This window comes from Streptomyces sp. NPDC058697, assembly GCF_042715345.1.
GTDB lineage: Bacteria > Actinomycetota > Actinomycetes > Streptomycetales > Streptomycetaceae > Streptomyces > Streptomyces liliifuscus.
Genome location: NZ_JBHXSU010000007.1, coordinates 51,026 through 62,879, shown reverse-complemented (window position 1 = coordinate 62,879; position 11,854 = coordinate 51,026). Strand labels below are relative to the sequence as shown.

Here is an 11,854-nt window from a genome sequence, read left to right as displayed (position 1 = left end):
CCACCCCTGTGCCACCCCGGAAGGACCACGATGATCTCCACCCTCCTGTCCCAGCTGAACGGGCCGGACGGTGACTCCACCCCACGTCTCGCGTACGGCGCCGACTACAACCCCGAGCAGTGGCCTCGCGAGGTGTGGGAGGAGGACGTACGGCTGATGCGTGAGGCCGGCGTCAACCTGGTGTCCGTGGGGATCTTCTCCTGGGCCCGCATCCAGCCGGCCCGGGACGAGTGGGACTTCGGCTGGCTCGACGAGATCATGGGCCTGCTGCACGCGGGCGGCATAGGGGTCGACCTGGCCACCGCCACCGCGTCCCCGCCGCCCTGGCTCACCACGGCGCACCCGGAGATCCTTCCGGTGACCGCCTCCGGTGAGACGGTGTGGCCGGGGGCGCGGCAGCACTGGCGGCCCACCTCGCCCGTCTTCCGCGACCACGCGCTGCGCCTGGTGCGGACGATGGCCAAACGGTACGCGGACCATCCCGCGCTGGTGGCCTGGCACATCTCCAACGAGCTGGGCTGCCACAACATCTACGACTACTCGGACGACGCGGCCCGTGCCTTCCGCGACTGGCTGCGCGACCGGTACACCACCCTCGACGCCCTCAACCACGCCTGGGGCACGGCCTTCTGGTCGCAGCGCTACAGCGACTGGGAGCAGATCCTGCCGCCCCGGCTGGCCGCCTCCCACCCGAACCCCACGCAGCAGCTGGACTTCAAGCGCTTCTCCTCCGACGCGCTGAAGGAGTACCTGCGCGCGGAGCGGGACGTGCTGCGGGAGATCACCCCGGACGTGCCGGTCACCACCAACTTCATGGTGATGGGCAACACGAAGGGCATGAACTACCCGGACTGGGCGGGCGAGATCGACTTCGTCTCCAACGACCACTACGTCCACCCGGGCCCGCAGGACCGCGACGAGCTGTCCTTCTCCGCGAACCTCACCAGCGGGATAGCGAGCGGCCGCCCGTGGTTCCTGATGGAGCACTCCACGAGCGCCGTCAACTGGCAGCCCGTGAACGTGGCCAAGCGGCCGGGCGACCTGGCCCGCGACTCGCTGCTGCACGTCGCGCACGGCGCCGACGCCGTGTGCTACTTCCAGTGGCGCCAGTCCGCGGCCGGCGCCGAGAAGTACCACTCCGCGATGGTGCCGCACGCCGGCGCCGACAGCGAGGTCTTCCGCGCGGTCACCGCCCTCGGCCAAACCCTCAAGGCCCTCGCCCCGGTCGCGGGCACCGAGCGCGAGCCCTCCCGCGTCGGGATCGTCTACGACTGGGAGTCGTGGTGGGCGAGCGAGCAGGACTCCCACCCGACCGCCCTGCTCGACTACCGCCAGGAGGCGCTGGACTGGTACTCCGCCCTCCTCGCCCTCGGGGTCCGGGCGGACGTCGTCACCACCACGGCCGATCTCGACCGCTACGACGTGCTGATCGCGCCCGTGCTGCACGTGATCCCGGCGCCGCTGGCCAAGGAGCTCACCCGGTACGCCGAGACCGGCGGCCACCTGGTCACCACGTACTTCTCCGGTGTCGTCGACGAGAACGACCACATCTGGCTCGGCGGTCACCCGGGAGCGCTGCGCGACCTCCTCGGCATCCGTATCGAGGAGTTCGGGCCGCTGCTCGACGGTGACAGCGTCGATCTGGACGGCGCCGGCCCGGGCACCCTGTGGACCGACCGGATCACCGTCACCGATCCGACGGTGGAGGTGCTGGCCCACTACCGCACGGGTACGTACGCGGGCATGCCCGCCGTCACCCGCCGTGCGGCTGGGCAGGGTTCGGCCTCGTACGTCTCCACCCGGCTCGGTGTCGACGGGCTGGCCGGTCTGCTGCCGAAGCTGCTCGGTCCGGCCGGCGTCCGGAGTGAACTGCCCGCCGGCGCACGGGGATCGGTCGAGCAGACCGTACGCAGCGGACCCGACGGCCGCTTCCTGTTCCTGGTCAACCGGACCGACGCAGCCGTGCCGCTGGCCGGTCTCGCCGGAGAGGTCCTGGTCGGCGACACGGATACCGAGGGCGGTCTCGTCCTCGGGCCCAGGGACGTCGCCGTGGTGCGGCAACCCGCCGGCTGACCCACTCCCCAGCACACCGCCGACTCCTCGAACGGCACCGCACTGGTTCGAGGGCCATCCCTCCTGCCCGACGGGCGGGAGGTACACCGCAGCGCCAACACCGTAGTTGGGAGCACACGATGGCACGCCGCACCCGCAACAGACGGCTCCTCGGAGCCGCCGGTCTCACCGCACTGGCCACCGGGGCCGCCCTCATCTCCGCCCCGTCGTCCACCGCACAGGTGACGGCGGCGGACACCGCCGCCGTGACCGTGCGGCCCGACCCGTCGTACGAGCAGGAGAAGTTCGAGGGCTGGGGCACGAGTCTGGTCTGGTTCGCCAACGCCACCGGGGACTATCCCAAGGAGATACGCGAGAAGCTCGCCAGGCTCCTCTTCGGGGACGACGGCCTGGCGCTGAACATCGCCCGCTACAACATCGGGGGTGGCAACGCCCCGGACGTCGAGGACTATCTGCGCGCCGGAGGTGCCGTCGAGGGCTGGTGGAAGGCCCCGGCGGGCACCACCCGCGAGGACACCGACTGGTGGAGCGCCGACGACCCGGCGGACTGGAACAAGGACGCCGACGCGACCCAGCGCTGGTGGGTCGACCGCATCAAGAACGACATCGACCACTGGGAGACGTTCAGCAACTCCCCGCCGTGGTTCATGACGAAGAGCGGCTATGTCTCCGGCGGGTTCAACGCCACCGAGGACCAGCTCAAGACCGAGTCGGTCGACGACTTCGCCGCCTACATGGCGGGCGCGACCAAGCGTCTGGAGAAGGCCGAGGGCATCAAGGTCGACACGATCGACCCGTTCAACGAGCCCAACACCGGCTACTGGAGCACCCGTCTGGGCGCCGACGGCAAGCCGGTCGGCGGCCGTCAGGAGGGGGCGCACATCGGCCCCGAGCTCCAGCAGAAGGTCATCAAGGCCCTGGCTCCCGCGCTGAAGAAGGCGAAGACCAAGGCGGAGATATCCGCGATGGACGAGACCAACCCGTCCATCTTCTCGACGAACTGGAACACCTACCCGCAGGAAGTGCGGGACCTCGTCGGCCAGATGAACGTCCACACCTACGGCACCGGCCAGCGGACCACCGTACGGGACCTCGCCAAGGCGGCCGACAAGCCGCTGTGGCAGAGCGAGGTCGAGGGCGACTGGGGTGACGGCCAGAGCTTCACGGACATGCGGCCGGGCCTCGGTCTCGCCCAGCGCATCGTCGACGACCTGCGTGAACTGGAGCCCAAGGCCTGGGTGTTCTGGCAGCCCGTCGAGGACTACGACAACATGAAGCCGGGCGGCGAGTCGGCCAAGGGCGGCAACTGGGGCAGCATCCAGCTCCCGTTCAGCTGCACCTCGACGGACACCCTGGAGTCGTGCCCGATCTACACGAACACGAAGTTCGACACGGCCCGTAACTTCACGCACTACATCAAGCCCGGTGACCGGCTGATCAAGACCGACGACACCTCCAGCGCCGCCGCCGTCTCCAAGAAGGGCAACGGCGCGACCGTCGTCCACGTCAACAGCACCACCGAAGCCCGCGCGGTCACCGTCGACCTGTCGAAGTTCGGCAAGGTCAGCCGCAGTGCCACCGTCACCCCGGTCGTGACCAGCGCCGACGGCAAGCTCGAACGCCACAGGGCCGTCAAGGTCAGTGACCGCAAGGCCACCTTCACGGTGCCCGCGCAGTCGGTGACCTCCTTCGTCGTCAAGGGCGTCTCGGGTGTCGCGAAGGACGCCGCCGAGCTGCGCAAGGGCCACACGTACGAGCTGACCGGTGTCCAGAGCGGCAAGGCGCTCACCGTCGCCGACAACGGCACGGGCCTCGTCATCAGGACGTCGGCGGGAGACGCGGCCGGCCAGGAGTGGAAGCTGCGGCAGATCTCCGGTGACACCGGCAACCGGCAGCGGTACGTCTTCACCAACCCGGTGGAGGGCAAGCGCCTGGCGGTCCGTGACGGCGCCCCGGTCCTTGAGGCCGACTCCGGCCCGCGCGACAAGGCCACCCAGTGGATCATGTCGACGACCGGCGACGGCACCTGGACCCTCGTCAACGCCGCCACCGGACGCCTGCTGGAGGTCGGCGGCCAGGCCACCAACGACGGTGCCGCCGTCACGCTGTGGACGCCCAACTCCGGCGCCAACCAGCGCTGGAAGGTCACGGACGTGACCGACTAGGACCGGCGGCCGCCCCGAGCGGGTGCCCGGACGTACCCTCTGTCGCACAGCTCTGTGTCCGCCGTCGCGAACGGCGGGCACAGAGGTGCGTCCGCGGACGTTCCTCCATTGACCACTCCTTCGAGGGCGACCTCATGGTGTGATGACCGATGAAGAGACCCGTCTCTGAAGAAGATGAGCCACGCCCCGGGAGAGCCAGTGGATCTGCGGCAGATGGAGGTCGTCATCGCGGTGGCCGAGGAGGGCGGCTTCACCGCGGCGGCACAGCGGCTGCACGTCGTCCAGTCCGCCGTGTCGAGCACGGTGCGCGCGCTGGAACGCGAGCTGGGCACCCCGCTGTTCGACCGCACCACGCACCGGGTCTCCCTGACCCCGGCCGGTGAGGCGTTCGTACCGGCCGCTCGGACGGCGTTACGGGCCGCGGACCAGGCGCGGGCCGCCGTCGACGTCGTACAGGGACACCTGCGGGGGCGAGTCACGGTGGGCACGATGCAGGGGGTCTGGGCCGACCTGCACCGCCCGCTGGCCGCCCTGCGGGCCGAGCATCCGGGTGTGGTGGTGCGGCTGCGGCAGGCGGCCGTCGTCGACATCCGCCAGGCGCTGCGCGAGGGGACGGTGGATCTGGCCGTGGTCGCCCTCGACCGCCAGCAGCAACGGGGCCTGGTCACCCGGCTGCTGTCCCGTGAGGAGATGGTGCTGGTGAGCGCTCCGGAGCGGACGTTCCCCGTGACGGACGGGAAGGTCGCACTCGCCGACGCCGCCCGGCTGCCGCTGGTGGACTTCACTCCCGGCTGGGCGATCCGGCTCGCCGTGGACAAGGCGTTCCGGGCGGCCGCCGTCGACCGCGAGCCGACCTTCGAGGTCAACGACATCGTCGCGGCCTCCGAACTCGTCCGCAACGACCTGGGTGTCTGCGTCATGCCCGTCTCGATCGCCGACCGGTTCCCCGACCTGACGACCCACCACTTCGGACGTCACGCGCCGAACTGGAAGGTCATGGTCGTCCGGCCCCGGGGCGAGGCACCTCCGGCGGTCGCCGCGCTGCTGCGGCACATGACCTGACGGGGTCCGGCCGCTCCATGACGTGACGGGTCGCGGTCCGTTCACCGCTCCCGGGCTTCATCTCTTTCAGAGATGACTGACATCTCGAACCATCGCCACAGTGAGGGAAGCATCGGGGCGCCCCCGAACGCTGACCGAACCATGAACGTCCTCCAGAGTTCGCGCGACGACCACACCCCGGGCCGGTCCACCGGCACGGCCGCACTCGGTGTGCCGGGATGGCTGGTCGTGCTCCTGGCCGCCGCCTCCGGCATGACGGTCGCCAACCTGTACTACGCCCAGCCCCTGTTGTCCTCGCTGCGTGACGTCTTCCACGTCGGCGAGACGGCCGCAGGGGGCCTGATCACCCTCACCCAGGTCGGCTACGTCCTGGGCATGCTCCTGCTCGTCCCGCTCGGCGACCGGCTGGAGAAGCGCCGGCTGATCACCGTGCTGCTGGCTGTCACCACGTTGGCCCTCCTCGCCGCCGGTCTCGCGACGAGCTTCCCCATGCTGCTGATCGCCTCCCTGATCAGCGGAGGCACGTCGGTCGTCGCGCAGATCCTCGTGCCCTTCGCCGCGAGTCTCGCCCCGGACCACACCCGCGGCCGGATCGTGGGCCGGGTGATGAGCGGTCTGCTCACCGGCATCCTGCTGTCCCGCACCCTCAGCAGCCTGGTCTCGGACGTGGCCGGCTGGCGCGTCGTCTATCTGGGCTCCGCCGTCCTGATGGCGCTGCTGGCGGTGGCCCTGCACGCCGCACTGCCCCGCCAGGCCGCCACCACGGCGATCCCGTACACCGAGGTGCTGCGTTCCACGGTCCGACTGGTGCGCGTCCACCCGGCGTTGCTCCGCCGCGGGCTCTACCAGGCGGCGATGTTCGGTGCGTTCAGCGCGTTCTGGACCACCGTCTCGTACGTCCTCACGGGCCCGCGTTTCCACTACTCCCCCGTCGGCGTCGGTGTGTTCGCCCTCGTCGGAGCGGCCGGGGCGGCCGTGGCTCCCTTCGCGGGCCGCTGGGCCGACCGCAAGCTGGTGCGCCCGATGACCGGCGCCGGACTCGCCGTCGCGGCCGTCGCCTTCGCGGTCGCCGGGCTCGGCCGGCAACACATCCTGCTGCTGGCGCTTGCCGCCGTACTGCTCGACATGGCCGTACAGACCACGCTGATCCTCGGTCAGCACACCGTCTACCAGCTCGACGCGAACGCGCGGGCACGGCTGAACAGTGCCTTCATCGCCCTCTTCTTCGTCGGCGGCGCCCTCGGTTCACAGTTCGGCTCGCTCGCCTTCCACGCCGGCGGCTGGACAGCGGTGGCCCTCCTCGGCACCGCACTCCCCGTCCTCGCCCTCCTCTACTGGGCCACGGAGTTCCGCGACCGGACAGGCGTGGCCGAAAACGCATGAGCTGAACATCCGTTCCCTACGATGACCCGGTGACCAGTGACATCGCGGCGCAGGTGGGCGCCGACGCCGACGCCCACCCGAAGACGGATCCCCCTCCCTGGGCGAGGCGGCTGCGCCGGTTCGGCTACACGGGGCGCCCACGGACCGACACCCGCGACCTTCTGGTCCCGCCCTTCCCGGAGCCCGGCACGCGCGTCGGCAAGGCCCTGGGCCTCAGCCCGGCACTGACCCGCCGCGTCACGAAGGCGATGGGCTGGATCGGTCCGGTCCTCGTCGCCGTCCTCGCCGGAGCGATCCGCTTCTGGCACCTCGGCCGGCCACGGTCCGTCGCCTTCGACGAGACGTTCTACGCCAAGGACGCCTGGGCGTTGCTGAAGCTCGGCCACGAGGGGACATGGCCGGACAGCAAGATCGCCGACGCGCAGATCCTGGCGGACCCTCAGGTGATCCCGCTGTCCGACACCGGGACCTTCGTGGCGCACCCGCCGATGGGCAAGTGGGTGATCGCCCTCGGTGAGTGGATGTTCGGTCTGAACCCCTTCGGCTGGCGTTTCATGGCGGCGGTGCTCGGCACGCTGTCGGTGCTGATGCTGTGCCGAATAGGCCGCCGTCTCTTCCGTTCGACGGCACTGGGCTGTCTGGCCGGGCTGCTGCTGGCGGTGGACGGTCTGCACTTCGTGATGAGCCGCTTCGCTCTGCTCGACCTCGTCGTCATGTTCTTCGTCCTGGCCGCGTTCGGGTGCCTGCTGGTCGACCGGGACCGGGCGCGGGCCCGTCTCGCGGAAGCCCTGCCGGTGGACGCGGGCGGCTTCGCGGGTCCGCATCAACACACCGGCGAGCATGCGGGGATGGGCGTACGGCCGTGGCGGATCGCGGCCGGCGCGCTTCTGGGCCTGGCGGCCTCCAGCAAGTGGAACGGCCTCTACGTCCTGGCGTTCTTCATGGTCATGACCGTGCTGTGGGATGTCGGCTCCCGCCGCGTCGCCGGGGCACGCCGCCCGTATCTGGCGGTCCTGCGCAAGGACCTCGGCTGGTCCGCGCTGTCCCTCGCGCCGGTCGCCCTGGTCACGTATCTGATGACCTGGACCGGCTGGTTCCTGTCCGACAAGGGCTACGGACGGCACTGGGCGGACGGCCGGGGCGGCCCGTGGTCGTGGATCCCCGCCCCGCTGCGCAGCCTGTGGCACTACGAGCACGGGGTCTACGAGTTCAACGTGGGGCTGGACTCCTGGCACCGCTACGAGTCCAACCCGTGGAGCTGGCTGGTCCTCGGACGACCGGTGGCGTTCTCGTACGAGTCGGACTCCGCACAGGACGGCTGCCGCACCACGTCCGGCTGCTCCGAGGCGGTCGTCGCACTGGGCACACCGCTGCTGTGGTGGTCGGCGTGCTTCGCACTGCTCTATCTGCTGTACCGGTGGGCGCTGCGCCGCGACTGGCGCGCGGGCGCCGTCCTGTGCGCGGTGGGGGCCGGCTATCTGCCCTGGTTCCTGTACCAGGACCGTACGACCTTCTCCTTCTACGCGGTCGTCTTCGTGCCGTATCTGTGCCTGGCCGTCGCGATGTTGGTGGGTGCGATGCTCGGGCCGCCGGGGTCGAGTGAGAGACGCCAGGCCGTGGGAGCGATGAGCGCGGGTGTCCTCGTGCTGCTCATCCTCTGGAACTTCATCTACTTCTTCCCGATCTACACGGGTGCGACGATCCCGTATCCCGACTGGTATTCGAGGATGTGGCTCGACACCTGGATCTGAGGGATACGGGACCGCGCTCCGTATGTCACCTTCGGCGGCCCCTGGTCGCCAGGCCGCTGCCGACCCCGGCGAGGTGCAGGGCCAGCACGGTCAGCCCTATCAGCATCACATTGGTCGAGGTGAAGACATCGTTGGTCGAGATATCCGCGGCATTGATCAGGAACGCGATGAGGAACAGGACGGCCGCTGCCATGCCGAGCATGGATTCCCCTCTCTGCGGTTTCCGGAATGGGTTCAGATCCCACTCCCACTCGACGAGTGCCCCGGCCCGGCCGGATCAGACACCCATGACACGGCCTGATCGTGGTACTCGCCGACCACGGCGGAATCCCCCGCAGAACCGCCGTATTCCGGAGTCCCTGCCATCGTCTCCGGTACCGGACGAGTAAGCCCTTTGCCGTCGGGAAGCAGCAACGGTGGAAGCAAAGCAAGCGCCACAGCCCCACAGGGAGTGGGCTGGGGGAAGCCGTGATGGCGACCGAGCCGCGTTGGGACGACAAACTGACTTCTGAGGAGACTTACACCCAGACCACCGAATTCGCCGGCGACCCGTCCGATGTGACGGGCTCACGACTCGCCGCGGAGGCGTTCGTTCTCGCGCTCTCGCGTGCCTCGCCGCCGGCGGAGCCCGAGCGCTGGGACGACATCCTGCTGGTCGTCACGGAGCTGGCCGCCAACGCGGTGCAGTATGCGCCGGGCCCGTTCACGCTGCACCTTCGGCGCACGTTCGACGGCGTGCACGTGACGATGCACGACACCAGCACCACGCCGCCGGCGCCGCGTCCCTTCCGCCCCGGCCGGAACGACGGGGGCGTGGGATGGCATCTGATCCATACGCTGTGCGACCAGGTGAGTGTGGTGACGACCGAGAAGGGCAAGGACATCCACGTGTTCATGCCGTGGTGAGATTCCCAGGCGTTCCCCGCTGTTTCCCCACGGCGTGGTCCGGAGCGGCACTCCCTACGGCATGCTCTGGAGCGGCACCAGGACGCGGATGGTCTTGCCGCCTTCCGGACGCCTTTCGATGGTGATGTCCCGCGCCAGCCGGATGATCAGCGGCCAGCCGTAGCCGTTGCCGAGATGCACCGGGGGGAGGCCGCCCGAGCCGAAGGCGGCGGCGGGGACGACGTCACTGTTGTCGTGCACGGCCAGCCGCACGCCCTCGGGCGTGGGCGTCGCCTCGACCCCGACCAGCCCACCCCCGTGCCGGACGGCGTTCGCGGCCAGCTCCGAGACGACCAGCAGGAGATCGATGACAGCGGTCTCCGTCGCCCTGCGGGACGGGGAGTTCCACTGTTCCAGCACCACGGCGCGGACGTGGGCACGGGCCATCGCCGCGGTGGTGATCGGGACCGCCGTCATCGACGTGCCACCGGACATGCGGTCGGGCGACGCGAAGGCAGTCGTGTCGATTCGGTCCATATCCGTCGTGCCCCTGAGATCTGCTTGCTCGATGCCTGGTCCCAGAACGGGTCCGTCCACGTCCGTCTTCCCACTGAGCGCACGACCATGGGTACGAATCCCCCGACCGTCGTGCCGGGTCAGGGCGCGGTCGCCCGTCGTGGAGGCAGACTCCGGTAGTAGTCGCCGACACCGGCGAGGTACTCGGGGTCCAGCGTCTCGCGATCGGTCTTGAAGCGAGGCGCGGCCTTTATCTCCTCCTCGGTGCACGCCACCCTGACCTCCTGGGCCTCGGCGTCGACGGCGGTGACGACGCCCACGGGTATCAGCACGCTGCTGCCGAACAGCCAGACTCCGGTGTCGACGATCAGATGGCGCTGGCCCGAGTCGTCGGCCTGCCGGTCCACACGCCCGATCGTGCCGTCGGACGCCACCACCGTGAACCCCGTGAGCCGCTGCCCCTCCGTGTGCCCGCTGTCCCCTGCGTACGACCAGATTCTGTCGGTGACCACGCCGCTCCTTCCGTCCCGTGTGCGTTCCGTCCCGGGTGAGCCCGGGTGGAGCACCGCGGCCGGACATCCGCCGCCCGTCATGCTCCACGGGCAGCAAATACCCTGCCGACGGACTGGCATTCGCAACGATTTCACCGAAAGGGTCTTCCCGCGTGCTTTCGGCGCGCCCCACGTAGGCGCGCTCCAGGCGTGCTCTACGCGTGCTCTAGGCGCGCGACACGTAGCTGCGGATCGTCGTGCCGTGCTCATCGGTGTGCATGCGGACCAGATCCGACAGGTGGTGAACGAGGAGCAGGCCCCGGCCGCCGAGTTGGTCGGGGGGCGCCGGGCGGCGGCCGACGAGGGGGTCGGTCAGGCGGCCGGTGTCCTGGACCTCACAGACGATCTGCTCACTCTCCGCCCACAGCCGCAGCGTGCCCCTGCCACCGGCGTGCACCACGCTGTTCGTGGTCAACTCCGCCACGACCAGAGCCAGATCCTGCAGGCGGACGGCTCCCATCCCCCGCTCCCGTGCCTCCTGGAGCGCGAAGTCCCGGGTGACCGGCAGGGCTTCGGCGTCGAACCGGAACGTCGCCGCCCCGGGCGGACACCGCAGCGGTTCGTTGTAGCGGTCGAGGACCTTCACCGGGTCGTAGGCGCCGCTGGCCGACTGACGGCCCGCGGTGATGAGCAGAGGGTGCGTGGCGTGGGCGTCGGCGAGGACGTCGTCCGGCAGCGACCGTGCGTCGTACGGACAGAGGATGGTCACGTCCCGCCCGTGGAACGCCGCGTTGATCAGGGCCTCGTGCTGGACGCAGGCGGGATACTCCGTGGCGGTGCGGCCGGACCAGATCGGTTCGCCGATGATGCGCACACGGCCGCCGCGCCGGGCGTCGGCGAAGGCCCGCAGGACCGACGGGATGATGCGGCCGGGGTTCCGGCCTGCCTTGGTCATGTCGACGAGGTGCACGGCCCCGGCCGCTGCTCCCAGCGCCGCCGCGATCAGTTCCAGCCGCGGGACGGGGGCGGCCACCGCGACGGGCTCCGACGCCTCCAGTCCCTCCAGGAGGAAGGGCACCGTCCCGGCCACGTACTCCTGGTCACCGCGGTAGAAGAGCGCGGGATGGACGAAGGGGGCGCCCTCTGTCGCCGTCGTCGTCATACCGCCCCACCAGTCTTCTGGGGTAGGGGCCGGGAGGTCTGAGCTGTCCGCCACCGCCCGGCCCGGGTCTCGTGGGCCACGGGCGCGAAGCCGGCCGTCGGCCGACTCGGCCGGGGCGGCCCGCCGCTGCAGGACCTCGACACGGACAACGATGTGTCCGTGCTGCCCATCAGGTCCACCGGTGCCACCCCGGGGGCCACAATACGCCGTCGCACTGGCGTTCCATGAATGTGTTCGAGTCGTCGTCGCTCACCCCGCGGGGCGGGGGGGGGGGGGGGGGGGGGGGGCCCCGGGGGGGGGGGTATACAAATATGAGGTGCCGCGGGAGGGGGGGGGGGTGGTTGTGGTGGGGGGGGGGGGGTGGAA

Annotated in this window: 10 protein-coding genes; 6 read left to right on the top strand and 4 right to left on the bottom strand. The window is 70.2% G+C overall.

From position 1 onward, the window contains the following. Positions 1-30 precede the first annotated feature (30 nt). The 5 genes from ACFWXQ_RS18590 to ACFWXQ_RS18570 all read left to right on the top strand — a co-directional run bounded on the left by ACFWXQ_RS18590 (position 31) and on the right by ACFWXQ_RS18570 (position 8,434). Positions 31-2,073 carry a beta-galactosidase gene (locus ACFWXQ_RS18590; protein ID WP_383950559.1) on the top strand — a complete coding sequence of 681 codons (2,043 nt, stop codon included), beginning with the start codon at positions 31-33 and terminating at the stop codon, positions 2,071-2,073. Between the two features lie 119 nt (positions 2,074-2,192). Further along, a complete protein-coding gene (locus tag ACFWXQ_RS18585; RefSeq protein WP_383950556.1) occupies positions 2,193-4,238 on the top strand; it encodes a glycoside hydrolase in 2,046 nt (681 codons plus the stop codon). 198 nt (positions 4,239-4,436) lie between these two features. Continuing rightward, positions 4,437-5,300: a LysR family transcriptional regulator gene (locus ACFWXQ_RS18580; RefSeq protein ID WP_383950553.1), complete on the top strand. Its 864-nt coding sequence runs from the start codon at positions 4,437-4,439 to the stop codon at positions 5,298-5,300. Positions 5,301-5,510: 210 nt separating this feature from the next. Next, complete coding sequence (locus tag ACFWXQ_RS18575; RefSeq protein WP_383950588.1) at positions 5,511-6,683, top strand: MFS transporter; 1,173 nt, start codon at positions 5,511-5,513, stop codon at positions 6,681-6,683. 29 nt (positions 6,684-6,712) lie between these two features. Next, positions 6,713-8,434, top strand: coding sequence for a dolichyl-phosphate-mannose--protein mannosyltransferase (locus ACFWXQ_RS18570; protein WP_383950550.1), 1,722 nt, complete (start codon positions 6,713-6,715; stop codon positions 8,432-8,434). A 25-nt stretch (positions 8,435-8,459) separates the two neighbouring features. On the opposite strand, the gene ACFWXQ_RS18565 is transcribed toward ACFWXQ_RS18570, so the two are convergent. Further along, positions 8,460-8,636 carry a hypothetical protein gene (locus ACFWXQ_RS18565; RefSeq protein WP_383950547.1) on the bottom strand — a complete coding sequence of 59 codons (177 nt, stop codon included), beginning with the start codon at positions 8,634-8,636 and terminating at the stop codon, positions 8,460-8,462. Positions 8,637-8,905: 269 nt separating this feature from the next. Between ACFWXQ_RS18565 and ACFWXQ_RS18560 the strand changes: the two genes are divergently transcribed. Next, positions 8,906-9,340, top strand: coding sequence for an ATP-binding protein (locus ACFWXQ_RS18560; RefSeq protein ID WP_383950544.1), 435 nt, complete (start codon positions 8,906-8,908; stop codon positions 9,338-9,340). A 54-nt stretch (positions 9,341-9,394) separates the two neighbouring features. Here ACFWXQ_RS18560 and ACFWXQ_RS18555 read toward each other — a convergent pair whose 3' ends face one another. From ACFWXQ_RS18555 to ACFWXQ_RS18545, 3 genes are all read right to left on the bottom strand, one after another. Beyond that, positions 9,395-9,856, bottom strand: a complete 462-nt coding sequence (locus ACFWXQ_RS18555; RefSeq protein WP_383950541.1) for an ATP-binding protein — start codon at positions 9,854-9,856, stop codon at positions 9,395-9,397. Positions 9,857-9,975: 119 nt separating this feature from the next. Next, on the bottom strand, positions 9,976-10,347 hold the full coding sequence (locus ACFWXQ_RS18550; protein ID WP_383950538.1) for a PRC-barrel domain containing protein: 372 nt from the start codon (positions 10,345-10,347) through the stop codon (positions 9,976-9,978). A gap of 205 nt (positions 10,348-10,552) precedes the next feature. Continuing rightward, a complete protein-coding gene (locus tag ACFWXQ_RS18545) occupies positions 10,553-11,488 on the bottom strand; it encodes an anti-sigma factor RsbA family regulatory protein (protein ID WP_383950585.1) in 936 nt (311 codons plus the stop codon). Positions 11,489-11,854 lie beyond the last annotated feature (366 nt).